Raw genomic sequence first — 25,160 nt, forward strand, 5'->3', positions numbered from 1 at the left:
TTCTTATTGGCTTGCTTCTTGAAAAATTAAAAATTACTATTTTTACGGCAGACCGATAAACTAAATGAATTTTGGATTTTGAAATAAAATTGCCTCTGTTTGAGGGACCGTTTGATTTGTTGCTGTTTTTTATAGAAAGAGATGAAATAGAGATTCATGACATTCCTATATCCAGAATCACTGACGAGTTTTTAAGTTATTTACAGCAAATGGAAGAACTTAATATTGAAGTGGCAAGCGAGTTTATTCTCATGGCGGCTACTTTGATGAAAATAAAATCCAAGATGTTGATTCCTAGGCCTGAATTGGATGAGCAAGGCGATGAAGTCGATCCTCGCGACGAATTAGTGTCTCACTTGATTGAGTATAAAAAGTTCAAGAAGATCGCACAAGATTTTTCTAGTTTTGAAAATCATTATTTTGAAACAAGTCCTAGAGGCAATTTGTCTGAAGAGTTAAAAGAGTTGAATAAGGAGGTTGATGATGTTTCCTTGGAACTGCATGACTTGACGCTTTACCATATCTTTAAAATGTATAATAAAGTGATGAAGAGATATGAGAATGAAAAAAATCATCAGATTCATAGTATTGTCAAGTACCCCTATACTATTGTGGAGCAAAAGGATTATATAATGAACAAACTTTTGGACAATGAAGGGTTGGCATTTGGTAGTATTGTTAATGATTTTCCAACCAAGATTGGATTGATCTTTAATTTTCTCGCAGTTTTGGATTTGTTGCAGTTGAATAAAATTAGATTGGAATTGGGAGAAGGATATAATAATTTCATGATTCATAAGTCAGCATAAGGAACCTAGGTAATTTTTATCAGAAATGGATTTAAATCAAAAAGAAATACAGAAAACACTTAATACGAATAAAATTTGGGTTCCTGTCTTGTTGGGATTAGGTATAGTAGGGTACATGTTTTATCAAAACCCTGAGAATCTTGCCTCCATGAGCGAATTGAGAAAGGCGAAAATAGGACCATTGGTACTGTCGTTTTTCGTGATTTTGGCTAGGGATGCCGGATATGTGTACAGGATTAGAACATTGACAGAGCAAAAGCTGACTTGGGTTAGGAGTATCTATGTGATTATACTTTGGGAGTTTGCTTCGGCTGTTACACCGTCAGTAGTGGGAGGAACAGCTGTTGCGATTTTTATTTTATTAAAAGAAAAGATAAAGCTTGGTAGCGCTACGGCTTATGTGATGCTTACGTCTATTTTGGATAACGCGTTTTTTATCATCTTTGCTCCTCTGGTTTTGTTGTATACAGGTTTGGACGTTTTTCCAGTGGTTAAACTAATATCAATCAATACAAGTTTGCAATCTTTGTTTTGGGTTAGTTATGGTCTGATAGCTTTATACTGTTTCATATTTTCATATGCTTTGTTTATTAAGCCAAGAGGTTTCAAATGGGTGTTGTTGAAAGTTACATCTTGGAGGCCGTTTAGAAGGTGGAGAAAAGGAGCATATGAATATGGTAATGATATATTAGGCGCTTCGGCTAATCTTCGAGGAAAGCCAGCAAGTTATTGGATGAAGATAATAGTGTCAACGGTTTTTGTTTGGTCAGCGAGATATTTGATGCTTAATTGCTTGATAAGTTCGTTTGTGGATGTGGATTTTGCGGATCAGATGAGGATTTTCGCTAGCCAGATTGTAATGTGGATCATTATGTTGATTTCGCCAACACCAGGAAGTAGTGGCACAGCTGAGTTTTTCTTTAATGAATTCTTTAATCAATATTTAGGGAATTTGACTTTTGTTACTAGCATTGTCTGGCGTATGTTGTCATATTATCCATATTTGATTTTGGGAGCGATCTTCTTGCCTAGATGGGTTAGACAACGTTTTTTTAAGAATAGTAAATCATAAATTAAGTTTCATGAATACTTCTACTTCGACAATACTTAATTTTTTAAGTGAATTGTCTGAAAATAATAATAAGGAATGGATGGATGAGCATAGAGCTGTCTATCACGAATCAAGAGATCTGTTTATAGAAATAGTAGCGAGATTGATTGAAGGAACGTCGAAATTTGATGATGAATTAGGCGGGTTGGAGCCAAAGAAGTGCATTTTTAGGTTGAACAGAGATATTAGATTCAGCAAGGATAAATCTCCATATAAGTTGAATTTTGGAGCTGCTTTTTCTGAAGAAGGAAAATCTGTCTCTTCGCCAGGATATTATTTTCACATACAGCCTGGAGGAGAAAGTTTTGTTGGGGGTGGAATGTATATGCCAGAACCTGCTCAGTTGAAAAAAATCAGACAAGAGATTGATTATAATGGCAGAGAGTTAAAAGCGATTGTTGATCAAGAGGATTTTGTGAATGAGTTTGGGAGCATTCAGGGAGAAAAATTGAAAAGGCCACCCAAAGGCTATCAAGCAGATCACCCGAATATTGAATTATTGAAGATGAAAGGTTTTATTGTATTGAAATCTTTTTCAGACGACGATCTATTGAAAGACTCCATTATTGATGATGTGGTGGATACTTTTGCCAAGATAAAACCTCTAAAGGATTATTTAAGTGTGGCTATTTCTTAGTATCTTGATTCAATTTTAAACCAAAATTATTTTTAGGATATGATGAAGAGAGTATTTGGTGTTGTTATTATGATGTTGGTGATGGTTGGTAGCGTTAATCTTAATGCGGAGCTATTGCCTACTTCGTTGGCTATTACAGTAATTGATAATTTAGGAAACATTCAAAAAGGAGCTAAAGTCGCTTTGTATGACAACGAAGATGACTTGTTCAATGAAGAAGACGCTATTGACCAAGGTAGGACTGATAATAAAGGAAGGATAACATTCAAAAAGCTTAAGCCAAAAGTCTATTACGTAAGGGCCACGCAAGGCAAAAAGACAAATGAGGGAGAGGCTGAAATTACAGGAAAGTTGATCTCAGGAAGAAAAAATAAAGTGAACATTGTAATCAGATAAAGTTGTCTATAAAGACAACTTTTTTTGTCTATATCAAGTAAGAGATAAGTTAACTTCCAGACAGAAGTATATTTTTCAAAATTAAAACTATCAAACCAGTGGAAAGAACTAAAGCGCAAGAATCCAGAGCAGCCATAGAGAAGTTATACATAGTGATGAGGCACCTTTTTATAAGAGGTTATTACAAGCCTGCGGGTGAGTCGGGGAAAGCCATCGTAAATGCTTTGTTGACATTGAGTCCTGAGATTTACGGATCTGTGGGCGATGCTGAGAAAGTGGAGTTGGATGGTTTGGTTTATGTGATTGACAGATTGCCAAGAGGGATTGAGCAGTGCAGGTATGTGACTTTGACTTCCGATGAAGGATTGAGAAATGCGGATTTTGAAGTGATTGTGCCTTCTAAACGAAGAAGAAACTGTTATCGAATAGATCAAGATCAAATGTATATTGAAGTAACTCGTGGTAGAAGCGAGATATATGATATTTTAACTCATTTGACTTTCTTGTTCATAGAAGCAGGGAAAATCAAGGATAATGCTATCGATGCTAAAGGTAGGTTGACAAGAGAGTGGTTGAAGGTTCAGGAAATTGCTTTGAGAAAAGATGATGAGCCTTTGATTGAAAAAGAAATCGCTTTCACATATTTGAGCGCTTTATTGGGAAGATCTTTTGCTGAAGTGCAAAGAACATATGAGAGGTTTAACGAGGCAGGCTCTGATAATTCAGGGTTGTTTCAAATTGTATATTGGCTGGGAAAACTTGCTATTGATGAGGACCTGGAAGGAGAGGATCGAAAGATCTCGTTCACTTCGAGCCTTAGAGAGCGAATAGGGCATCATATATATGGCGAATTATGGGCAAATAATATCAAAGCTTTTTTAGCCAAGAATGAATTATTGGAAAGGCCTTTGCATATTATCAGCGCTAACCTTCACAGTGTGATGAATACGCTATACAGCAAGGTTGCTGAAAAAGAGGTGTTTAGCGAAGGTTCTGAAAGTTTGGAACAGACAGCTTTATTGCTGAGTCAAAGAAATAATTCATTGGCACGGGCTCGAGTGGAAGAGTATGCAAACGATCATGGCTTGTCGTTTTTATCAGATTCCTCAGGGATGAATATAGGAGTGCAGGTGATTGATACCTCCAAAATCAATGTTTCGATGTTGCCTAAAGAGTTGGGCCCTTTGAATAAAAACCAACTTAAGAAAGAAAAACCAGTGATTTTGGTTATGGACTATGCGTTTGGAGAGCAAGCATTTGAGACTTTGGATGAATTGTTGAAGCCATTTTCCATCAAGGGAATAGAAGTTAAGATGAATGTGAAGTCAGTGAATATTATGGGCAAGGCTGGAATCTTGGAAGGGAACAAGGGGGATATTATGATTCCAACCGCTCATGTATTTGAGGGGACTTCAGATAATTATCCTTTTGAAAATGATTTGGAGGTGCAGGATTTCGAGCAATCCGGTTTATCTGTTGTTAAAGGTTCAATGGTTACGGTATTGGGAACTTCGCTTCAGAATAAAGAGGTGTTGTCTTATTTCAAAGGCTCCACATGGAAGGCTATTGGTTTGGAAATGGAGGGAGCTCACTATCAAAAAGCTATTCAAGCAGCGGCTATGATTAGAGAAGGGATTAGCAAAGATGTGAAAATTAGATATGCATACTACGCTTCTGATAACCCTTTGCTTACGGGGCACACTTTAGCTTCCGGAAGTTTGGGAGAAATAGGAGTGAAGCCTACTTATCTAATTACCGTGAATATTTTGAAGAGAATTTTCAATTCAGCAGCTGAGTTAGACAAATTGGAGCAATGATAAAAAATAGAGAAGGAGATGCTTAAGCGTCTCCTTTAGTGTCCTCAGCTAGTTCTAGGTTTTCTTCATATGCGCTGATGTTGGTGCCGCAATTAGGGCAATATTTGCAAGCGACTTGATGTCGCTTTTTTTCTTTCTTTTTTTCGTTTGATTTTTCAACTTCTTCCATGAAAGCGGATGAAATTATACCTGTGGGCAAGGCTACTATTCCAATGCCTAGAAGCGCGATAATTCCCCCGATCACTTTTCCCCACGGTGTTATTGGGTACACATCACCGTAACCTACAGTAGTAAGCGTAACGATTGCCCACCAAAATGTGCTTAAAATATTCGGAAAAGCATCTGGCTGAGCTTCATTCTCCAGGTTGTACATTAAAGAAGACGCGACAACCATAAGTATGAAGGTGATGAAAAAAGTGACGCCAAGGTCTGCTTTTTTCTGGCTCAGAACCCTGCCTACCACTTTGATGGACTTAGAGTACCTGCCTAGCTTTAATACTCTCAATAGTCGTATGAGTCGTAAATTCCAAAGTAGCCTCAGATCTATTTTAAGTATGTAAGGCAAGTAGAAAGGTAAAATAGCGAACAGGTCAATAAGTCCCTCGCTTGAAAACATGAATTTAAGAATGGCTTTGAATCTAGATACATTTTTGTAAAGTAAATCGGCAGTCCAAATTCTTAATATATATTCCAACGTGAAAATGGTGACAGAGAAAATTTCGAATTTCCAAAAAATGGAAGTGTATTTATGTTCCATTTCAGCGAAGGATGCCAATACAATTGCTCCTAAATTGAGTAAAATGATCGTGTAAATAGAGTAATCGAAAACTTTGCTGGGCAAATACTCTTTGTTGTTGGCTGAGATTATCTTGAAAACCTTTTCCTTGAATTTCATTGAGGTTATATTTGAAAGTTGATTAACCCAAAAATAATTATATCTAATGCTGAGAAAAAAGAATAAACAAGTTTTTTTTGAAGGAAAAGATGTGGCTGACTTGAAAAGCCAAGTGGCGGACTATTTTAAGCAGAATATTTCACAAAGATATAATATGCTTTCTTTTCACTTTGTGTCCAAACATTCTCTGTTATTGGATTATTTGGATGAGTATTTATGGACGGAAATGATAGAGCATATTGTGAGTGGGCAAACATTGGTGGATGTGAATTGCCATGAAGATGAAAAAGTTGAAAAAGTGGAATTGACGGTATTTGTCAGTTGATGAAATGCATGTGAATTAAATCACATACATTTCAATGATTTCGAAACCTTCAGGTGTTAAGTTATAAATCTCAGCCTCTGTGGAAGTCGCTGGTAATAATACCGTTTGGCCTTGACTAGCATATACTTTTGTCTGTGATTGATGCTCGATAATTTCCACATCGCCGGAAACAACATAGTACATTATAAATGATTTTATCTCAGCGTTGTCAAATAAAATTGGTTCGTTGAATTCTAGTAGATTGCAATGAAAGTACGGGCTTGATAGCACTGATGATGTTTCATTAATGTTCTTCTCAAAATTCACTATTTGAACGTTGACATCGCTTCTGTAGCCAATTGTTTTTTGGATCGTATTAAGGCTTTGTTCATTCAGTATTTCTTGATTCATTGATGGATTGAATTCCATCGAAAAGAAAGTTGCCGAGCCCTTGATTTGCCAGATAGCTCCTGAAGGAATGAATATGAAGCTGCCTTTTGATAGTTTCATATTTTTGATCTCAGAAGCATATTGAATTAAAATGCTGTCATCAGAGCAGTCTAATACGTATAGAAGTTGATGCGTGAATTCGTCGCTGAATTCATCTTCTGTTCTTTTGTCAGAGTAGCAATAGAAGTTTTCTTCATCAAATGTTCTAATGGCTGTTCGATACGGAAAGACATCTTCATGCATCTCCTCAAGGTGTTCTGAAAATGGATTTTCTTTTTCCGTAATCCATTTTTTTAATTCATTGGAATCAAGATCTAGAATAAGTCCTTTGGCAGGAGAATCTTTGACTAATAGAGGGCTATTGATTGTGTTGTTTGTATTCATGGCTTAGATAGGATAGTACGAGTCCGAATGATTCCAGCATTTCTTTTTGTTCGTTATTGATGTTTCTTCCATTGATCTGAGAGATCAAATAACCATAAACGCCGTTAAGACAAATTTGAATAGGGTTGTTGATTTGTTGATTGCTGAATTCAATGTTTTTTTGAATAAAGGGCCTTGCATACATGAAAACATCTTGATATTTTTTATCAGTTCCAAGAAGTTGCAAATGTATTTCCATTAAGGATTGCACAAGCTTTTCAGCTTCTTCGATATGTCCTTTTTCTTGAAGACCTTGATCGATCATTGTGTCGCAGAATTCCATGTACCAATTTCTTTGATACTCTTTTTCATCTTCAGGGACAGGAAAGTGCTTGACTACGTATTCGCTGATTTCATTTTTGTTAAGGTCAAAGGCTCTGATCAGGTCTTCTGTTTTGTAAAGAAATATAATGTATTCGCTTATGTTTTCGGATTTCTTTTTTTCAGCTATATGCATTGCTTGTGTTTTTCTTAATAATTTAAAGCAAAGAAATGAATTCTCTAGTTAACAAAGCAAATTTTAAGTTCAATTATATTCCAATCTTGTGCCAAAGATTAAATACATTTTTATTTGTATCTAAGCATATCAATTAATTTGAATTAATTGTTAAATTTGTTGATTGATTCGGATTCGTGAACCCAATGGGTGGATATCGAAACGAAGAATTAGGTTAATGGAAATTCGATACAAAGTTGATAGATGGATAATATTAGAAATTTTTGCATAATTGCGCATATTGACCATGGAAAGAGTACCTTGGCAGATAGGCTGTTGGAACATACGCAGACGGTTTCAGACAGGCAAATGCAGGACCAGTTATTGGACAATATGGACTTGGAGCGTGAGAGAGGAATAACGATTAAGAGTCACGCTATTCAGATGAATTATTTACTCGATGGCAATGAATATGTGTTGAATTTGATTGACACGCCGGGACACGTGGATTTTTCTTATGAAGTTTCAAGGTCTATTGCAGCATGTGAAGGTGCTTTGTTGATTGTGGATGCGTCGCAAGGTATCGAAGCTCAGACAATCTCCAATTTGTATTTGGCAATGGAGAATGATCTGAAGATTATTCCTGTATTGAATAAGATAGATTTGCCTGGGGCTATGCCGGAAGAAGTTTCTGATGAAATAGTGGACTTGTTGGGAGTTGAAAGAGAAGAAATCATCAGAGCAAGTGGCAAGACAGGCGAAGGAGTTGATGATATATTAAAAGCGATTGTTGAAAGAATTGACGCACCTTCAGGAGATCCTGAAGCTCCGCTTCAAGCTATGATTTTTGATTCGCAATACAACCCATTTAGAGGTATTGAAGTTATTTTCCGTGTATTGAATGGAACAATTAGAAAGGGTGACCTTGTGAAGTTCGTGAATACAGGGAAAGAGTATGGCGCTGATGAAATAGGAATTTTGAAACTTGAACAAGAACCGCAAAAAGAAATTTCCTCAGGTAATGTAGGTTATTTGATTTCAGGTATCAAGAACGCAAAGGAAGTAAAAGTAGGGGATACGATTACGCATAAGGAGAATCCATGTTCTCAAGCTATTCAAGGTTTTGAGGATGTGAAGCCGATGGTATTCGCTGGTATTTACCCTGTGGATACTACAGAATATGAAGAGTTGAGAGCTTCTATGGAGAAGTTGCAATTGAATGATGCTTCATTGGTTTGGGAGCCGGAAACATCGGCTGCTTTGGGCTTTGGTTTTAGATGCGGGTTCTTAGGAATGCTCCATTTGGAGATTGTGCAAGAAAGGCTTGAACGAGAGTTTGATATGACAGTAATTACCACTGTTCCTTCTGTGCAGTTTAGAGCGGTGATGACCGATGATTCTGTGCAGTTGATCAATGCTCCTTCAGAAATGCCTGAGCCAAATAAGGTGAAGCATATTGAAGAGCCGTTTATTAAAGCGCAAATCATCTCCAAGGCTGACTACATCGGTCCTATTATCAGCTTATGTATGGATAAGAGGGGGATTTTGAAAAATCAGGTTTATTTGACAACAGATCGAGTTGAATTGACATTTGATATCCCATTGTCTGAGATAGTTTTTGATTTCTTTGATAAACTAAAGACAATTTCAAGAGGTTATGCGTCATTGGATTATGAGTTGATCGGAAACAGAGCTTCAAAGATGGTGAAGCTTGATGTTGCGTTGAATGGCGAGAAGGTTGACGCTTTGTCTGCGATAGTGCATAGAGACAAAGCTTACGAATGGGGCAAAAGGCTTTGTGAGAAATTGAAGGAACTATTGCCAAGACAAATGTTTGAAATTGCAGTTCAGGCTTCAATTGGTACGAAAATTATTGCTAGGGAAACTGTTAAGGCTTTGAGAAAGAATGTATTGGCCAAGTGTTATGGCGGTGATATTTCTCGTAAGCGTAAGTTGTTGGAGAAGCAGAAGAAAGGTAAAAAGCGTATGCGTCAAGTTGGAAATGTTGAAATTCCACAAGATGCGTTCATGGCTGTGCTAAAATTGGATTGATGCTTTATTTTGCTTAACAATATAAAACCGCTTGAGAGCGGTTTTTTTGTTTAATTAGAAAATAATGCAGCTTTTATTTTTATATGTCATGATAACTATTTAATATGATGGCGAGTTGTTTTTGTTAAAATGGTTAAGGATATGAAGATATATAAAGCTCTATTGGTGTTCGTTTTTACGCTTTTATTTCACATGTCAAAAGGACAAGATTTGTTTCCTTCAGAAGTGTGGCATGACGGTGAATTGGTCTTGATGACAGGCGATACGCTTAGGGCGCCTTTGAAGTATGATTTTTCTAACGAGTCAGTGTTGTTGAATCATAAGGGAACAGTGTTGAGTTATAGTGCTAGAAAGATTTTGTATTTCGAAATTTTCGATGTAGTGTCAGATAGATATAGAGAGTTTTTTGCTTTGCCATTTTTTGTCCGACAAAATTATAAAGCGCCGATTCTTTTTGAAGTGATTACAGAAGGCTCTTTGACTTTATTGGCAAGAGAGTATATAATGGTGGAGAGTACTCCTGCTACAGGCATGTATGGTCAACCAATCTATGTGGAGCCTGTGAGACGTTTAGTGCATGACTATTACTTTTTGAATATGGATGGCGAAATCGAATTGTTTTCCATGAGAAAAAGAGAGCTTTATCAAGTAATGTCCAGACGTTTGCCGGATGTGAAGAAATATATTAAGAGAAATAAGTTGCATATTTCCAATCCTGAAGATTTGATCAGAATAGTAATTTTTTATAACGAGTTAATGGAAGGTAACTTCCAACATGCAAATGGAAGATAGCATAAACAATAAGCCTCTAATATTGGTGACCAATGATGATGGTATTACTGCACCGGGAATTAGAGTTCTAGTAGAGGCAATGAAAGATTTAGGCGAAGTCGTGGTTGTCGCTCCCGACAGTCCTCAATCAGGGATGGGGCATGCGATTACGATTGGAAAGCCATTGAGGTTGAGAGATAGCAATATTTTTGAGGGAGTAAAATCATTCGAATGCTCAGGTACTCCTGCTGATTGTGTTAAATTGGCAAAGCATTATGCTATGAAAGATCGTCAGCCAGACCTAGTGGTGAGTGGAGTAAATCATGGAAGTAATAGTTCTATCAGTGTTTTGTACTCAGGAACTATGTCTGCCGCTATAGAAGCGGCGATTGAGGGGATTCCTGCCATTGGGTTTTCTCTTTGCGATTATTCTCACAGCGCGGATTTTTCACACGCAGTGAACCATATCAAGCAAATTGCGAAAAAAGTATTGGAAAAGGGCTTGCCAAAATACCTGACTTTGAATGTGAATATTCCTCCGAAAAGGGATGAAAACATCAAGGGAGTGAAAATATGCAGGCAAGCTAGAGCGAAGTGGGAAGAGGAATTCGAGCAAAGATTCGACCCTATGGGACAGCCTTATTACTGGATGTCAGGTAGGTTTGTGAATTTTGATAAAGGAGAGGATAATGACGAGTGGGCAATAGCAAATAATTATATTTCTATAGTGCCTGTTCATTTTGATTTGACAGCGCATAATGCTTGCGCAGAGTTAAGGGATTGGGACTTATAATATTGAATAGAAAATAATATGTTGTTTGGCAGGGGTAGTATCCTGCCATTTGTTTTTTAAGTGAAGTGTTTCTTGAATATTTAGCAATGCTGTACTTATTATTTTTCGTTGTTTATGGATTTTAATAAAATATTGCAAAAGCATTTTTTTCTAATAGCTTTTATGCTTGTTGTTTCCTTGCAAGTTAGGGGGCAGATAGCTGGCCAGTTGGCAAATAATCCTTCAAATCTGAAATGGTATAGGATTAAAACGGATAACTTTTCTGTTGTTTTTCCTAAAGGCTTTTATTTTCAAGCTAATAGAGTCGCTAATAATTTGGAAGCGATATATTTGCCTGTGTCTTCTTCATTGGAGGTGGATCCGCATCACTTGACAGTTATTTTGCAAAACCAAGGGTCCATTTCGAACGGTTTTGTGACGATGAGTCCCAGAAGGTCGGAGTTCTTCACCACCTCTCCCCAAAATTATAATTTTTTAGGAACCAATGATTGGTTGAATTTGCTTTCCATACATGAATTTAGGCATGTAGTGCAATATGAAAGAGCGTTTCAAGGACCTACAAAATGGTTTTATTGGTTGTTTGGAGAGCAGTCTGCCGGATTTTTGGCAAATATTTCACTTCCAAACTGGTTTTGGGAGGGAGATGCGGTTGTTACAGAAACAGCTTTGACAAAAAGTGGTAGAGGTAGAATTCCTCAGTTTAGCGCGTTGTTGCGAGCTAATGTAGTTGAAAAAGGAGTTTTTAATTATGAAAAACAGACCTTAAGGTCATTTAAGGATTATATCCCCAATCATTATGTTACAGGTTATTACTTGGCATCGTCGTTGAGAAGAAGTCATGGCAAAGATGCTTGGGCGGAGGTGTTGGATATCTCATATCGTAAACCAATACGCCCATGGCCATGGTCTAGGTCAGTGCATGATGTTTCAGGTCAATATGTCGCTGATTTTTACGATAGTACATTTGTTGATCTTAAAGAAAAGTGGGAACATGAGATTGATGAATTAAGTTTGACTGAGTTTAGATGTTTGAATCAAGTGAATCCAAAGGTTTATACTGACTACATGTATCCAAAAGTTGGAGATGGAGGTGAGGTTTATTGCTTGAGATCCGGTATTGGTGATATACTCCAACTAGTTAAGCTGGATGTAGAAAATGGAGATGAGAAGGTTTTGTATACAATGGGACCGTTTATTGATCCGGGGAAAATCTCATTTGGCAAAGAAACATTAGTTTGGAGTGAGTATCGCTACGATCCGAGATGGTTGAGAAGAAGTTACGCTGATGTTTTTGCATATAATGTGAAGACAGGGAAAAAACGTAGATTAACCAAAAAAGAAAGGTATTTTGCTCCGGCTATTTCTAAGGATGAATCTAAAATCGTAGCGGTAGAAGAATCTGATAATTATACTTTCAATATAGTGGTGCTTGATGCTTCTACTGGAGAGCTTGTGATAAGTTTTGAGAATGAAGCGAATAACTTTTACAGCATGCCTTCATGGAGTGAGGATGGGACTAAAATTTATGTCATAAAACATTTTGAAAATGGCAATGCTCTTGTCGAGTTGGATGTTGAAACGGAAGAAGAAAGAGTTTTGACGGATTTAGTAGAGTATAACATTGGGTATCCAGAACAATTTGGAGAATATGTTTATATAAATTCTGCTCAAAGCGGTATCGATAATATATATGCGGTAAATCTGAAAACAAAAGAGCTTAAGCAAGTAACAACTTCAAAGTTTGGCGCTTATAATCCATCTTTGAATTCGCGTACAGGTCAATTGATGTACAATGATTTCAGGTCGACAGGTATGAATGTTGTTTCCGTTGATCTTGATTCATTAGATTGGCGTGATGCTGGCAAAGTGAAATACTCTGGAATTGATTATTATCAACCCATTGTTGATCAGGAGGAAGATGTGCTTCCATTATTGGATTCTATGAATCCTACACAATATAAGGAAGAAAGGTACCGTACTTGGAAACACTTGTTGGAGCCATATAGTTGGGGGCTTGCTGTGTCTAGTAGTGATTTTCAAAACTACTTTGGACTTGTTTCTCAAGATAATATGAGTACAATGGCATTAGGGGCGGGGTATCAAATAGATTACAATGAATGGACAGGGAAGTGGAAGGCTGATATAAGTTATCAAGGTATTTATCCAATTATAGATTTTGGAGTGTCTTCAGGGTATCGTAGGGCTACTGTGACTTTGGAAGATGGCGATGAAAAAACGAGTTGGAATGAGCAGAGTCTATATGCTGGTTTGAGATTGCCTTTGTTGTTGACAAATTCAAGGTTTTCGCAAAGGTTGTCAATTGGCGCGAATTACGAGCTTTTGCGTGTGGAAAATTATAGTGTTCCTCGAACGAAATATGAACAGATTGGCAATGGGAATTTGCAAACTGTGAAAATGAACTTGAACTATTCGAGGCTTTTGCGCATGGCTTATAGGGATATTTATCCAAAGTGGGGTCAGAGGTTCTACGCATCTTATAGAGATACGCCATTTGAAGGCAAATATAAAGGCAAGCAATTTATCTCAGATTTAAGATTGTATTTCCCAGGCTTATTCCCTCAACATTCATTTCAGCTTAGAGGGGGAGTGACTTATAATGACGAGGAAAATTATGCTTTCCAGACCAATGTGCTTTTTCCTAGAGGTTATAGTTATCAGATATTTAAGAACCTTTACACTGCTTCAGTATATTATGGATTGCCTTTAGCCTATCCAGATTGGGCTTTGGGCTCTTTTATGAATGTTCAGCGATTAAGAGCGTTAGCTTTTTATGACTATGGAAAGGGATATGATAATTTAGCGGGAATTAATAGAGAGTATAATTCTTTTGGAGCCGATTTTTATGTTGATGCTAATTTTTTGCGTTACCCTTATCTTGTTTCAGTAGGGACAAGATTTGTCTATGTACCTGAGAAAAATTCAGGAGGTTTCTATTTCTTGCTTAATATATCAGGTTTTTAAGTTTAGTAAAGGTACTTGTATTGAAATAAAAGAGTAAGGATTAGTAAAGTGATAATTAATGCAGTCAATGCCCAAATGTCTTTGTGTAATTTCATTTTTTTCATGCGAATATCATTTTGGTGTGTTTAACTTTATCCTTTTAGTAAAAATAATTAAGAATTTGAGAAATATTATTTTCTTTGTTGAATTTTGTAGGTAAGTTTGTTTTAAAGTTTCCTTGCTGATAATAGCCAAGAGAGCTCATTTACATTAAATTGAAGGGAAGAAAATGTTTACAGAATTAATTTATTACTGTTGTTGTGCCAAAAGCTGTAAAGCTTAATAAGGATTCCAGTGATGCTTTCTTGTTGAAAGCCTATTCAATAGTATTGATAATTCAAAACGTAAAAAAGTGAGTAAAGGCACTAACAATTCTTACTTCGGGAACATTAAAGAGGCTATGAAGACGCTCTATGAAGGAGCGAAGCTTACTCTCAAGCATTTTGAAGAAGCTAGATTCAGCCATGACAATCCAAGTGTTTCTGATCCAAAATATTTTGAACAAGATAAAGGCATAGTAACTCTTCAGTATCCTAAAGAAGAATTGCCAGTGCCTGTCAATGGAAGGTATAAACTGCATAATGAAATAGATGACTGCATTGTCTGTGATAAGTGCGCTAAGGTTTGTCCTGTTGATTGTATAGATATAGACGGCATAGTTGCCACGGAAGAATTAGGTAAAGCTTCTGATGGTTCTTCAATTCGAATACATTTAGCTAAGTTTGATATTGATATGGCTAAATGCATGTTTTGTGGTTTATGCACAACTGTATGTCCTACAGAATGCTTGACCATGACTCCTGAATATGATTTTTCATCGTTTGATGTGGCTGATCATAATGTGCCTTTTGGGGAAATGTCAATTACTGAGATTGCCGAGGCTAGACAGAAGTTTGAAGAAAATAAAAAGAAGAAAGCAGCTGCAAAATCAAGTGCAGTGAAGAAGGTTAAACCAGCTGTTTCTGTGAAGCCTAATGAAAGTGCTGATGATGTAGAATCACCAAAGCCTAAAAAGGTAGTGCCTAGAATGCCTGCTAGGAAAACAAGTGTTGCTAAAAGTGAAGGTGAAGAATCAAATGGAGATACTCCTAAAAAAGCTGTTAGGCCTAAGGTTCCTGTAAGGAAAGCTCAGCTTGATATTGAACAAAATCAAGAAGATGAAGAGGTTAAGCCAAAAAGAGTACAACCTAAGATGCCAGTTCGCCGATCTCAGCCAGTTGTTAAAGCAAAGAAATCGGAGGATGGTTCGGCAGAAGAGTTGCCTTCGAATGCTACACCAAAGCGTGTTCAGCCTAAGATGCCTGTTCGCCGTCCTCAGCCAGTTGTTAAAGCAAAGAAATCGGAGGAAGATTCGTCAGAAGAGGTGTCTTTAAATGCTACACCAAAGCGTGTTCAACCGAAAGTGCCTGTTCGTCGCCCTCAGTCAGTTGTTAAAGCAAAGAAATCGGATGAAGATTCGTCAGAAGAGGTGTCTTCAGATGCTACACCAAAACGTGTTCAACCGAAAGTGCCTGTTCGTCGCCCTCAACCAGTTGTTAAAGCAAAGAAATCGGATGAAGATTCGTCAGAAGAGGTATCTTCAGGTGCTACACCAAAACGTGTTCAGCCTAAAGTGCCTGTTCGTCGCCCTCAGCCTGTTGTGAAAGCAAAGAAATCGGAGGAAGATTCGTCAGAAGAGGTGTCTTCAGATGCTATACCAAAACGTGTTCAGCCTAAAGTGCCGATTCGTCGCCCTCAGCCTGTTGTGAAAGCAAAGAAATCGGAGGAGGATTCGGCAGAAGAGTTGTCTTCGGATACTACACCAAAACGTGTTCAGCCTAAAGTGCCTGTTCGTCGCCCTCAGCCAGTTGTGAAAGCAAAGAAATCGGAGGAAGATTCGTCAGAAGAGGTATCTTCAGATACTACACCAAAACGTGTTCAGCCTAAAGTGCCTGTTCGTCGCCCTCAGCCAGTTGTGAAAGCAAAGAAATCAGAGGAAGATTCGTCAGAAGAGGTATCTTCAGATACTACACCAAAACGTGTTCAGCCTAAAGTGCCGATTCGTCGCCCTCAGCCAGTTGTGAAAGCAAAGAAATCGGAGGAGGATTCGGCAGAAGAGTTGTCTTCGGATACTACACCAAAACGTGTTCAGCCTAAAGTGCCTGTTCGTCGCCCTCAGTCTGTTGTGAAAGCAAAGTCGACAGAAGGTGATATAAATGAAGGAGCAGTTTCAGATGCGAAGAGTGCTGAGAAGCCTAAACGAATGCAACCGAAAATTCCTAGAAAAAAATAAGATCATGGAGCAGATTATTGTTGAAGGTAGTTTGAATGCCTTATTTTATGTGTTTGCTGGACTTTCTTTAGTTACAGCATTAGGGATAATGCTCATTAGAAATGTTTTGTATGGAGCATTTTTATTGGTATTTTCTTTACTGGCTATTTCTGGGTTGTATGTGCTGTTAGGTGCTGATTTTGTTGCCGTAACACAAATTATGATTTATGTTGGAGGAGTTTTAGTCTTAATGGTGTTTGGTATTATGCTTACCAATAGGCTTGATGGACAGAAAATTCTTACTGAAAATAGAAATGTCTTGATGGGAGGCTTAGTAGGTGTCGGTATGTTCGCGTTGCTATGTTATCTTATTAAGGGGATGGATTTTGGTCAAAAATATATCGCTACTGATAAGGTGCTAATGGAAGATCAGAGTTTAAAAGAGATTGGGGTTAGTTTGATGAGCGAATATGTATTGCCATTTGAATTTGTAGGTGTGATATTGCTAGTGATACTGATTGCAGCGAGTTACATAGCTTCAAATAGCAAGTTTTCAAAGTAATTGAATGTTTGGAGTCGTTTAACTCGACTCTGAGATTGAGAAATGTATAAATTAGATATATGTTGACTACGTTTATATACTTTTTGCCTTTGCTGTTGCTGTATACCGTTTTCGCAGTTTATGCAGAAAGAAAAGTTTCAGCTTTTATGCAAGACCGACTAGGGCCTATGGAAGTGGGTAAATATGGTTTGTTGCAAACAGTTGCTGATTTGATGAAGCTTTTGCAAAAAGAAGACATTATAAATCAAAAAGCTGATAAGCGCTTGTTCACAATGGGGCCTGTGCTGATTTTTGTGGCTGTATTTTCTGGATTTGCAGTCTTGCCTGTGTCATCCAATTGGATGGGTTCAAATGCGGAGGTCGGAGTATATTTTCTTTTGGCGATTGTTTCCTTGGATGTAGTGGGAGTCTTGATGGCTGGATGGGCAAGTAATAGCAAGTTTTCTTTGTTCGGAGCATTGAGGTCAGTGGCCCAAATTGTAAGTTATGAGACGCCTTTGATCTTAAGTGTGCTGGCTGTTGTTGCAGTAAGCCAATCGTTGAATTTGCAAGAAATCAGTTTTCAGCAAGGAGTGTTGTTTGATCAATATCCAGATGCTAAGATTAAAGCAAATTACCTATTTGGAATTAAAGCTTTGGGTATTGATGTGTCTGATATTGGAGGTTTTTTTACTTGGAATATTTTCAGAGTGCCTGTTCTGTTTTTTGCTTTTGTGATTTTCTTTATTTCATCTTTGGCGGAATGCAATAGAGCGCCATTTGATTTGCCTGAAGGAGAGTCGGAGCTGATTGGTGGTTTTCATACAGAGTATTCAGGTTTTAAGTGGGCTTTTATCATGTTGGCAGAATATGGTATGATGCTATTGGTTTCAATCTTGGGAGTAGTTTTATTCTTAGGAGGCTGGAATACTCCATTTCCAAATATCGGTGCTGTGAAACTGGCTGATTGGACGATGGGAAATCCTGATGGAATTAGCGGTTTGTTGTGGGGGATGTTCTGGTTGATGAGCAAAACCTTTGTGCTGATATTTGTTCAAATGTGGGTAAGATGGACATACCCAAGATTGAGAGTGGATCAAGTAATGACTTTAGGTTGGAAATATCTTACTCCTATGGGCTTGATTATATTGTTTTTGTCGACAATTTGGAGATTAATGATGATTTGATGATATGGAGGCTTATTTGATATTGTCAGCGGCGTTGTTCTGCATCGGCCTAGCGATAATTTTAGTGAAAAAAAATGCAGTCATGGTTTTGATGGGGGTTGAGCTGATTTTAAATGCGGCTAATCTGAATTTAGTGGCTTTTGGTAGCACGGATACACAGCCGACTGGTCAAATGTATGCATTGTTTGTGATTGTAATCGCAGCCGCGGAAGTGTCTGTAGCTTTAGCGATTGTATTGAACGTTTATAAATACTTTCAGTCTTCAGACTTGGATAAATTAAACTCCTTGGGGGATAAATAATGAAACTAGTGGAACTTATTGAATTGACAAAACCTTTGCCATTTAGCAGCTTGACGCTAATCGCTTTGATAATTTTATTGACTCCGCTTTTGTCTTTTGTCTTGATTAATGCATTCAAAAGCTATTTCAAAAAAGGGGGAGCTGATGCATTAGGGATAGTGTTGACAGGCCTTAGTTTTGTTCTCTCAGTTTACCTTTTTGTGAATATTTGGAATGTTGAGACGCATCATGCCAGATTTATTTGGTTTGATTTGAGCTCTATAACTAGTAGTCAATTTACTTTAGGTGTGTTATTGGATGAGGCTTCTGTGCTTATGATGGGTGTGGTGACTTTAGTCTCATTTTTAGTTCATTTGTTTTCGGTGAACTATATGAAAAACGAAAAACATTATTGCCGATATTTTGCATTTTTAGGACTATTTACTTTTTCAATGTTAGGGATAGTTCTGTCTGATAATCTATTGTCTCTTTTCGTGTTTTGGGAATTGGTAGGTCTATCAAGTTACCTTTTGATTGGCTTTTGGTTTGAAAGAGAGTCGGCAGCCAGAGCTTCTAAAAAGGCGTTTATTACAAATAGAGTTGGTGATTTTGGGTTTCTGATAGGATTAAGCATATTGTTTGCCGTAATGGGGACTTTAGATATTGATGCTTTGAAAGTAATGATGAAGCATTCTTATGTATCAGAAGGTGATTGGATTTTAAAATATAGTCTTAATGGAGAGTTGGTGACAAAGTCAATCCCGTTGATATGGTTGACTATTTCCGGACTAGGTTTGTTTTGCGGGGTTATGGGTAAATCAGCTCAGTTCCCATTGCAGATTTGGCTGCCGGATGCGATGCAAGGACCAACGCCTGTGTCGGCTTTGATTCATGCAGCGACAATGGTTGCCGCAGGGGTTTATTTGCTATTGAGGGTTTTTCCTATCTTAAGCCCTGATGCTTTGGATTTTATTGCTGTTATTGGTGCTGTGACTGCGTTTTTAAGTGGTTATGCGGCATTGACTCAAAATGATATTAAGAGGGTGCTGGCGTATTCGACAAGTTCTCAGTTGGGCTTTATGGTGATGGGAATAGGTGTTGGTGCATACGATGCTTCGTTTTTTCACTTAATTACTCATGCTTTTTTTAAAGCGGGCTTGTTTTTGGCTGCTGGAGCTATAATAAGATCTTTACATCATATTGAAGACAGAATGCGCGAGGAAGGGCATAAAGCTCATTTCGATGTTCAAGATATGAGGAATATGGGAGGCTTGTATAAAAAGATGCCTTTTGTGTTTGTTGTGTATTTAGTTACAGGAGCCGCTTTGATGGGGATACCATTCTTTTCAGGTTTTTTATCCAAGGATGCTATACTTAATAGTTCATTGGCTTGGGCTATGTCCAAAGCGGCAGACGGTTTTTCATGGCATATTTTCATTCCTGTATTAGGCTTCTTGTCAGCCTTTTTTACGGCTTTATATATGACTCGACAGATCCTATTGATCTTTTTTGGCGAATTAAGGTTTGTGAAAAATAATCCAGAATTAAAATCAGTGTTTGAAACAATACAGGGCCCCCCATTGAAGAAAAAAGTCCCATTATTCACTTTGGCTTTTCTTTCATTAGGTTTAGTGTTTTCGTTAAATCCATTTAATACAGAGACAAGTTGGCTTTATAATAATTTTGAAACACCTGAGTTGTTAGTGCCTTTGCAAAATGATTTTGGATTGAAAGATTTGGTAGCGCTTAATAACCTTGAGCATGAGTGGCATTTTATCACAAGTATTATTTCGATTATAATTGTTGTCATGGGAATTGGTATTGGTTATTATCTATATCAGCCTAAAGGCGAATATGCGCAATCTTATTTAAAATGGAAGCCGGGTAAACTTCCATCGGTTTTAAAGCTGTCCTATTATAATTGGTATTTGGATGATTTAATGCATGCAGGCTTTGTGAAGCCTACTTTGAGGGTTGCTTATATAGCTCAAATAGTGGATGATAAGATCATCAATCGATTAGTTGATAGTTCTTCTTCTGCTACATTATGGTTTTCAGATAAAGTCGAAAGAATAGATCGGTTAGTTCTTAATCCCTTTATAGATTTAGTTGCTTCATTCAATGTATGGGTAGCCGATATAGCTGCTATGTTTGATCGTCATGTTATTGATGGAACTGTCAATTATTTAGCAGATCTAACGACTGAAATAGGGGCAAAAGCGAAGTCTATTCAAGGCAGCGATGTGCAAAGATATATCTTGGTAGCTTTGGTGGTTATGGTGTTTGCTCTTTTGTTTGTTCTGTTATTGATACAGTTTTAATCCATATTCCACAGAACTTTTGTCGATGTAATGAGCTTTATTGCCTGAGGTTCGGGCACTTTTGCTATAAAAGCATTACTTTTGTGGATTAACATGGATAAGATGAAATTTGATAGCCTTAAAATAAATAAGTTCATTAAGAGAAGCCTTGATGAAAATGGCTTGGAGGAGATGACTCCAGTACAAGAACAGTCAATACCAGTTCTTTTTGCCGGAAAAGATTTGTTGTCCATAGCTCCTACTGGGACTGGAAAGACGTTAGCTTATATTTTACCGTTAGTGCGTAGTTTGCATTACGCTCAAGGAACCCGCCCTAGAGCATTGATATTAGTCCCTACCAAAGAGTTGATTTTCCAAGTGGAAGAGGTCTTTAAGAAGGTTTCCGATAATGTTGATTTGCGCATAGCCTTGATCTATGGAGAAGGCAATAAAAACAAGCAAATTAAAGCTTTGGAAGACGGTTGTGATATTGTAGTGGCGACACCGGGTCGAATTCAAGAAATGGTTTCGATTAGGGCTTTGCATTTGAATGATATCAAACACTTTATAGTGGATGAGGCTGATACTTTATTGGATGAGGGCTTTGCGACTCAGTTTAAGTATGTGTTGGATGCCTTGCCTGAGAAGCGTCAAAACGCATTGTTTTCCGCTACATTTTCTCATGAGACTCAAGCGATCGCCCATTCTTTTCTTAAAAGTGCGGAAAAAGTAGTTATCGGAGGAGGTATTGCCTTGCCTGAGAAAATACATCAAAGGGCGATTGATGTGCCGAATATCAAAACTAAATTGAATGTTCTAGCTGATTTAGTTAATGATGTCGAAGTTTTCTCAAAGGTTTTGATTTTTACAGAAACTAAAAAAGTTGCCGAGAGGGTTCAACAATTTTTGCATCATAGATATTTTGAAGGAACGTCTGATGTTGTGCACTCCAACAAGGATCAAAATTATCGTTTGAGAGTCTTGGATGAGTTTAAGAATGGGATTTTGACGGCAGTAGTAGCTACTGGTGTGATTGGTAAAGGTGTGGACATCGAAGGAGTGACGCATGTGATTAATTTTGAGGTGCCAAAGGATTATGAAGATTATGTGCATCAAATTGGTCGTACAGCAAGAGCTGGCAATAGTGGTGAGTCGATTACTTTGGTAGAGCCTGATGAATATGAGGATTTTGAAAATATTCAAAAGTGGATAGGGGTTGAAGTGCCTTTGGAAGAATTGCCTGAAGGAACCATGGTTATAGAAATGCAACCAAGAGGTCCAAGAATCGATAAACATGGGAATAGTGTCAGACATAAGAACCAAAGAAAAGATGATGAAAGAGGGGATGCATTTCATGAGAAGAAAGAGAAAAATAAGAAAGTCAATGTAAGGGTTAAAGCTATGAAAGGCTTGTCCAAAAAAGCTCAAAAAACATTAGGTCTTAAGTCAAATGGAAGGCCGAGGAAGAGAAGAAAGTAATTGAATTTTAAAGCTTAAAAAATGATTTTTGTCACAATTATCAATTTTTAATAAATTAAAATATTCATAAAAATATAAAATTAAAAGCTCTTGTTGTTTCAAGGGCTTTTTTTTGTCTTTTATTCTAATGTTAGCGTTTATTCAAAATATTGTATTGACTTTAGCGTGATTGTTTTATGTTTGTTCTTTCCCTTGTTTGCTTTTAATGGTTGTGTTATTTGAAAAAATAGCATTGAAAATTAGCTCTATTTTAAAAATATCGCATTCAAATGAATTTTTTGCAAATCGTATTGTTGGTGTTTGTTTGTTAGTAAAACCTAACTAATTTGCGAACGTTATTACAGTAAAAAGAAGATTATACTTATTAGTAAAATTATATTTTGATTTCTAAATTTCGATGCTATGAGAAGTTTGTTGATGACATTTGGGTTAGTGGTAATGACTTTTGGAGTGAGCTTTGCAGATAATTTTTCGAAAGCGTTAAGTGTTGAAGATTTTAACGATAAAGTGGTTTGGATAGGAATGTCTGATTGTGGGAATTTCTTGCAAGTAGATGTCAATGAGGCGGAAGTTAATGATAATGTGGGCAAATGCAAGATTGAGGTTTCCAAAATGGATGATTTGAAATATAAGAGAAAAGTGATGTTGTATATGAGAGGTTTATTAAATGCTCCGCAACAACCAAATCAAATTATTTTGACTACAGAAGATGTTAAACTTAATGCTGATTTCTCCAGATCAAACTTGAATGATTTGGTAAAATTAATGAATTGATTTTATCAATTAAGATATTGATGTAATTGATTTTTTCGATTGAATAAGATTCTCTAGATTTGTCATGTAATCATTGAAACAAATAATTATAGAAAATGAAAAATATCATAGGACTTGATTCAGTAAAAGCCAAAGAATTGACGCAAAGTTTGAACGACTTGTTAGCAAACTATCAATTGTATTATCAAAATTTGAGATCTTTTCATTGGAATGTGGTCGGGCCTGAATTTTTTGAGTTGCATGAAAAATTCGAAGAGCTTTACAATTCAGCGAATGAGGCAATAGATGAATTAGCTGAACGTGTGTTGACTTTGGGAGACACGCCATTGCATACATGGTCTGAGTATTTGAGAGTTTCTGAAATTAAGGAATCTCAAGGAATTAAAGATGGAAAAGAATGTGTGTCAATAGTGCTTGAAAACATAAAAGTATTGTTGGTTAAGGAAAGAGAAATTCTTAGTGTCGCTTCTGATATTGAGGATGAAGGAACTTCCGCTTTGATGTCGGATTATATTAAGGAGAAAGAAAAAGTATCTTGGATGCTTTCAGCTTATCTAAAATGATGAAATAGTAGTGAATTTTTATTAAAGGGATTTGGCGAAATATTTAAATAGCCAAATCCTTTTTTTTTGTTAAAATCATCATCAATATTTGCGTCATCGCGTAAGTAATTTGAATTTAAACCATTTTTGTTTTTATGTTAAGCCTATCTATACCTGGTAAGGGTCGATTTGAAATAAAGCATATTGTTCTGGATTACAATGGAACGCTTGCTATTGATGGCGCTCCAATCAATGGCGTTAGAGATCGATTGAGATTTTTAGCTCAGCATTTTGAGGTTCATGTATTGACTGGAGACTATTTTAATTCAGTTAAGTCAAAATTGAGGGATTTGCCATGCAGTATTGAAGTGATTTCTCAAAGTTCGCAGTGTGAAGATAAAGTCAAGTATGTGGAGAAGCTAGGTGCCGAATCTGTGATTGCTATAGGCAATGGTTACAATGACAGCATGATGTTGGAAAAAGCAGCGCTTGGAATTGTTGTAATGCAAGAGGAGGGTTGCAGTAGCAGGGCTTTGAGATCAGCTGATATTTTATCTCGTAATATTTTTGAAGCTTTACAGCTTTTGATTAGGCCAAAGAGATTAGAGGCAACATTGAGGTATTAAAAAAAGAGGCTTAGGCCTCTTTTTTTCTTTTCTCTATAGTCCCAAATACAAAGTCCCATAGCGGGGATGAAACGCCATAATATATTGTTTCGTCTTTGTAGTGGTGTATGCTATGGTATATCCAAAGTTTTTTGAAAAAGTTTTTTGGCGGCGGGTATGCATGAAGTATGTAGTGCATGAATAAATAAAGAGCGTATCCAGTCAGAAATCCTGCAAGAAAACTAAAAGAGTATTCTCCCATGATTAAGTGAAAGAACCCTAGCAATACAGTTGAAATTGTAAGGCTTAGTATAGGAGGCATGGCTAATCTGGACTTGTCTTTTGGGTACTCATGATGCACGCCATGAAAAGTGTACTGGATTTTTTTCTTTGTATCGCTTGAGGGCTTCATGTGGTATACATATCTATGAAGGGTGTACTCAGCAAATGTGAAGAACAGTAGTCCGATGAAATATATTGAGGTGATTAGACTTGAGGATATTGAAGTTCTGGACGTAGACCAAATTATTAACCCTGCAGCGTAAGCAAGTAATAATGCAATAGGAACAGAAATGTGAGTATGAGTTAATTTTTCTAATATGGGGTTGTCAAAAAGTTTTTTCGTGCCGGTGTTATTCGGTTTGAAGGATTGATTGGTTGAACTCATGTTTTAGAAATTTTAGTTGATCTATTTGCGAAATAGTAGCAAAAATCTTTCTAAAATATTTTTTATTCTATATTTCTAGATTAAAATGTTATTAAGTATATAGGAGAATTAGAGTAAAATTTTCAATTTTGAATAAGAGCATGGCTTAGCTTTTGATTTTGGTTAAGTGAATACCTTTATTTAAAAATATGAACAATGTGATAATGTATGATGGGGATTGTCCATTTTGCAATTCCGTGGTTAATTATATTTTCGAAATTGATCGAAAGAAGAAATTCATGTTCTCTCCTTTGCAATCCAAGTTTTCAAAATGCACTTTGAAGCTTCATGGGATTGATTTGGTGGAACTCAATACAGTGTATTTTTTAAGCAATGGAGTGTTGTATCACAAGTCAGGAGCTGTATTGAAAATTTTGGGCAAATTGCCATTTCCATTTTTTTTGCTACAGATTTTTTCATTAATGCCTAGGAGTTGGAGAGACGCTGGCTATATGGTTGTTTCTAGAAATAGATTGAAATTGATGAGCAAGAAATCATGTCGATTATACACTGCTGAAGATAGAAAGAGAATTATAATGTAAATATTGATTTTGAAAAAATCATTTGTATTTCAAAGATT

24 protein-coding genes are annotated in these 25,160 nt (G+C 36.9%); 20 read left to right on the forward strand and 4 right to left on the reverse strand.

Annotated features, from left to right (window positions below; translation table 11 throughout):
* Window positions 1-71 precede the first annotated feature (71 nt).
* The 5 genes from AABK36_RS08385 (at window position 72) to AABK36_RS08405 (ending at window position 4,770) form a co-directional block, all read left to right on the forward strand.
* The gene (locus tag AABK36_RS08385) at window positions 72-809 is read left to right on the forward strand and encodes a segregation and condensation protein A (RefSeq protein ID WP_309939422.1); all 738 of its coding nucleotides are present in this window, start codon (window positions 72-74) and stop codon (window positions 807-809) included.
* 25 nt (window positions 810-834) lie between these two features.
* Window positions 835-1,881: a lysylphosphatidylglycerol synthase transmembrane domain-containing protein gene (locus AABK36_RS08390; RefSeq protein ID WP_309939423.1), complete on the forward strand. Its 1,047-nt coding sequence runs from the start codon at window positions 835-837 to the stop codon at window positions 1,879-1,881.
* A 10-nt stretch (window positions 1,882-1,891) separates the two neighbouring features.
* Complete coding sequence (locus AABK36_RS08395; protein WP_309939425.1) at window positions 1,892-2,557, forward strand: DUF2461 domain-containing protein; 666 nt, start codon at window positions 1,892-1,894, stop codon at window positions 2,555-2,557.
* A 39-nt stretch (window positions 2,558-2,596) separates the two neighbouring features.
* Window positions 2,597-2,953 (forward strand): SpaA isopeptide-forming pilin-related protein, encoded by a 357-nt coding sequence (locus AABK36_RS08400; protein ID WP_309939426.1) that lies wholly within the window; start codon window positions 2,597-2,599, stop codon window positions 2,951-2,953.
* A gap of 98 nt (window positions 2,954-3,051) precedes the next feature.
* Window positions 3,052-4,770 (forward strand): DUF6909 family protein, encoded by a 1,719-nt coding sequence (locus tag AABK36_RS08405; protein ID WP_309939427.1) that lies wholly within the window; start codon window positions 3,052-3,054, stop codon window positions 4,768-4,770.
* A 22-nt stretch (window positions 4,771-4,792) separates the two neighbouring features.
* Here the strand turns inward: AABK36_RS08405 and AABK36_RS08410 are convergent, their stop codons facing one another.
* Window positions 4,793-5,665 (reverse strand): ion transporter, encoded by an 873-nt coding sequence (locus AABK36_RS08410; protein WP_309939428.1) that lies wholly within the window; start codon window positions 5,663-5,665, stop codon window positions 4,793-4,795.
* Between the two features lie 46 nt (window positions 5,666-5,711).
* Here AABK36_RS08410 and AABK36_RS08415 point away from each other — a divergent pair, with 46 nt between their 5' ends.
* Window positions 5,712-5,990, forward strand: a complete 279-nt coding sequence (locus AABK36_RS08415) for a hypothetical protein (protein ID WP_309939429.1) — start codon at window positions 5,712-5,714, stop codon at window positions 5,988-5,990.
* Between the two features lie 15 nt (window positions 5,991-6,005).
* Here the strand turns inward: AABK36_RS08415 and AABK36_RS08420 are convergent, their stop codons facing one another.
* Together AABK36_RS08420 and AABK36_RS08425 are read right to left on the reverse strand one after the other, a co-directional pair.
* Entirely contained in the window at window positions 6,006-6,803 is a 798-nt protein-coding gene (locus AABK36_RS08420; RefSeq protein ID WP_309939430.1) for a hypothetical protein, read from the reverse strand.
* Window positions 6,778-7,299 (reverse strand): DUF4924 family protein, encoded by a 522-nt coding sequence (locus tag AABK36_RS08425; RefSeq protein WP_309939431.1) that lies wholly within the window; start codon window positions 7,297-7,299, stop codon window positions 6,778-6,780. The genes AABK36_RS08420 and AABK36_RS08425 overlap by 26 nt, the downstream gene beginning before the upstream one ends.
* 243 nt (window positions 7,300-7,542) lie before the next feature.
* On the opposite strand from AABK36_RS08425, the gene lepA reads away from it, so the two are divergent.
* The 13 genes from lepA (at window position 7,543) to AABK36_RS08490 (ending at window position 23,895) form a co-directional block, all read left to right on the forward strand.
* A complete protein-coding gene (gene lepA, locus AABK36_RS08430; protein WP_309939432.1) occupies window positions 7,543-9,330 on the forward strand; it encodes a translation elongation factor 4 in 1,788 nt (595 codons plus the stop codon).
* A gap of 141 nt (window positions 9,331-9,471) precedes the next feature.
* Window positions 9,472-10,122 (forward strand): hypothetical protein, encoded by a 651-nt coding sequence (locus AABK36_RS08435; RefSeq protein WP_309939433.1) that lies wholly within the window; start codon window positions 9,472-9,474, stop codon window positions 10,120-10,122.
* On the forward strand, window positions 10,112-10,894 hold the full coding sequence (gene surE, locus AABK36_RS08440) for a 5'/3'-nucleotidase SurE (RefSeq protein WP_309939434.1): 783 nt from the start codon (window positions 10,112-10,114) through the stop codon (window positions 10,892-10,894). The genes AABK36_RS08435 and surE overlap by 11 nt, the downstream gene beginning before the upstream one ends.
* A 114-nt stretch (window positions 10,895-11,008) precedes the next feature.
* A complete protein-coding gene (locus tag AABK36_RS08445) occupies window positions 11,009-13,876 on the forward strand; it encodes a hypothetical protein (RefSeq protein WP_309939435.1) in 2,868 nt (955 codons plus the stop codon).
* A gap of 391 nt (window positions 13,877-14,267) precedes the next feature.
* Window positions 14,268-16,187, forward strand: a complete 1,920-nt coding sequence (locus tag AABK36_RS08450) for a 4Fe-4S dicluster domain-containing protein (RefSeq protein ID WP_309939436.1) — start codon at window positions 14,268-14,270, stop codon at window positions 16,185-16,187.
* A 4-nt stretch (window positions 16,188-16,191) separates the two neighbouring features.
* Window positions 16,192-16,728: an NADH-quinone oxidoreductase subunit J family protein gene (locus AABK36_RS08455; protein ID WP_309939437.1), complete on the forward strand. Its 537-nt coding sequence runs from the start codon at window positions 16,192-16,194 to the stop codon at window positions 16,726-16,728.
* 59 nt (window positions 16,729-16,787) lie between these two features.
* Entirely contained in the window at window positions 16,788-17,894 is a 1,107-nt protein-coding gene (locus AABK36_RS08460; protein WP_309939438.1) for a complex I subunit 1/NuoH family protein, read from the forward strand.
* Window positions 17,895-17,898: 4 nt separating this feature from the next.
* Window positions 17,899-18,195, forward strand: a complete 297-nt coding sequence (gene nuoK / locus AABK36_RS08465; protein ID WP_309939440.1) for an NADH-quinone oxidoreductase subunit NuoK — start codon at window positions 17,899-17,901, stop codon at window positions 18,193-18,195.
* Window positions 18,195-20,495, forward strand: a complete 2,301-nt coding sequence (gene nuoL, locus AABK36_RS08470; RefSeq protein ID WP_309939441.1) for an NADH-quinone oxidoreductase subunit L — start codon at window positions 18,195-18,197, stop codon at window positions 20,493-20,495. The genes nuoK and nuoL overlap by 1 nt, the downstream gene beginning before the upstream one ends.
* Window positions 20,496-20,597: 102 nt before the next feature.
* The gene (locus tag AABK36_RS08475) at window positions 20,598-21,953 is read left to right on the forward strand and encodes a DEAD/DEAH box helicase (protein WP_309939442.1); all 1,356 of its coding nucleotides are present in this window, start codon (window positions 20,598-20,600) and stop codon (window positions 21,951-21,953) included.
* A 402-nt stretch (window positions 21,954-22,355) separates the two neighbouring features.
* A complete protein-coding gene (locus AABK36_RS08480; protein ID WP_309939445.1) occupies window positions 22,356-22,727 on the forward strand; it encodes a hypothetical protein in 372 nt (123 codons plus the stop codon).
* A gap of 95 nt (window positions 22,728-22,822) precedes the next feature.
* Entirely contained in the window at window positions 22,823-23,290 is a 468-nt protein-coding gene (locus AABK36_RS08485) for a Dps family protein (RefSeq protein WP_309939446.1), read from the forward strand.
* 134 nt (window positions 23,291-23,424) lie between these two features.
* On the forward strand, window positions 23,425-23,895 hold the full coding sequence (locus AABK36_RS08490) for an HAD family hydrolase (protein WP_309939447.1): 471 nt from the start codon (window positions 23,425-23,427) through the stop codon (window positions 23,893-23,895).
* A 10-nt stretch (window positions 23,896-23,905) separates the two neighbouring features.
* Here the strand turns inward: AABK36_RS08490 and AABK36_RS08495 are convergent, their stop codons facing one another.
* Entirely contained in the window at window positions 23,906-24,541 is a 636-nt protein-coding gene (locus tag AABK36_RS08495; protein ID WP_309939448.1) for a sterol desaturase family protein, read from the reverse strand.
* Between the two features lie 188 nt (window positions 24,542-24,729).
* Between AABK36_RS08495 and AABK36_RS08500 the strand changes: the two genes are divergently transcribed.
* Window positions 24,730-25,122, forward strand: a complete 393-nt coding sequence (locus tag AABK36_RS08500; RefSeq protein ID WP_309939449.1) for a thiol-disulfide oxidoreductase DCC family protein — start codon at window positions 24,730-24,732, stop codon at window positions 25,120-25,122.
* Window positions 25,123-25,160: the final 38 nt, after the last annotated feature.

Source organism: Aureibacter tunicatorum (assembly GCF_036492635.1).
GTDB lineage: Bacteria > Bacteroidota > Bacteroidia > Cytophagales > Cyclobacteriaceae > Aureibacter > Aureibacter tunicatorum.

Bases quoted from the DNA above. Each gene is read 5' to 3' on its own strand.
- AABK36_RS08390 (WP_309939423.1), top strand. From the start codon at position 835: ATGGATTTAAATCAAAAAGAAATACAGAAAACACTTAATACGAATAAA.
- AABK36_RS08395 (WP_309939425.1), top strand. From the start codon at position 1,892: ATGAATACTTCTACTTCGACAATACTTAATTTTTTAAGTGAATTGTCT.
- AABK36_RS08400 (WP_309939426.1), top strand. From the start codon at position 2,597: ATGATGAAGAGAGTATTTGGTGTTGTTATTATGATGTTGGTGATGGTT.
- AABK36_RS08410 (WP_309939428.1), bottom strand. From the start codon at position 5,665: ATGAAATTCAAGGAAAAGGTTTTCAAGATAATCTCAGCCAACAACAAA.
- AABK36_RS08415 (WP_309939429.1), top strand. From the start codon at position 5,712: ATGCTGAGAAAAAAGAATAAACAAGTTTTTTTTGAAGGAAAAGATGTG.
- AABK36_RS08420 (WP_309939430.1), bottom strand. From the start codon at position 6,803: ATGAATACAAACAACACAATCAATAGCCCTCTATTAGTCAAAGATTCT.
- AABK36_RS08425 (WP_309939431.1), bottom strand. From the start codon at position 7,299: ATGCATATAGCTGAAAAAAAGAAATCCGAAAACATAAGCGAATACATT.
- lepA (WP_309939432.1), top strand. From the start codon at position 7,543: ATGGATAATATTAGAAATTTTTGCATAATTGCGCATATTGACCATGGA.
- AABK36_RS08435 (WP_309939433.1), top strand. From the start codon at position 9,472: ATGAAGATATATAAAGCTCTATTGGTGTTCGTTTTTACGCTTTTATTT.
- surE (WP_309939434.1), top strand. From the start codon at position 10,112: ATGGAAGATAGCATAAACAATAAGCCTCTAATATTGGTGACCAATGAT.
- AABK36_RS08445 (WP_309939435.1), top strand. From the start codon at position 11,009: ATGGATTTTAATAAAATATTGCAAAAGCATTTTTTTCTAATAGCTTTT.
- AABK36_RS08455 (WP_309939437.1), top strand. From the start codon at position 16,192: ATGGAGCAGATTATTGTTGAAGGTAGTTTGAATGCCTTATTTTATGTG.
- AABK36_RS08460 (WP_309939438.1), top strand. From the start codon at position 16,788: ATGTTGACTACGTTTATATACTTTTTGCCTTTGCTGTTGCTGTATACC.
- nuoK (WP_309939440.1), top strand. From the start codon at position 17,899: ATGGAGGCTTATTTGATATTGTCAGCGGCGTTGTTCTGCATCGGCCTA.
- nuoL (WP_309939441.1), top strand. From the start codon at position 18,195: ATGAAACTAGTGGAACTTATTGAATTGACAAAACCTTTGCCATTTAGC.
- AABK36_RS08475 (WP_309939442.1), top strand. From the start codon at position 20,598: ATGAAATTTGATAGCCTTAAAATAAATAAGTTCATTAAGAGAAGCCTT.
- AABK36_RS08480 (WP_309939445.1), top strand. From the start codon at position 22,356: ATGAGAAGTTTGTTGATGACATTTGGGTTAGTGGTAATGACTTTTGGA.
- AABK36_RS08485 (WP_309939446.1), top strand. From the start codon at position 22,823: ATGAAAAATATCATAGGACTTGATTCAGTAAAAGCCAAAGAATTGACG.
- AABK36_RS08490 (WP_309939447.1), top strand. From the start codon at position 23,425: ATGTTAAGCCTATCTATACCTGGTAAGGGTCGATTTGAAATAAAGCAT.
- AABK36_RS08495 (WP_309939448.1), bottom strand. From the start codon at position 24,541: ATGAGTTCAACCAATCAATCCTTCAAACCGAATAACACCGGCACGAAA.
- AABK36_RS08500 (WP_309939449.1), top strand. From the start codon at position 24,730: ATGAACAATGTGATAATGTATGATGGGGATTGTCCATTTTGCAATTCC.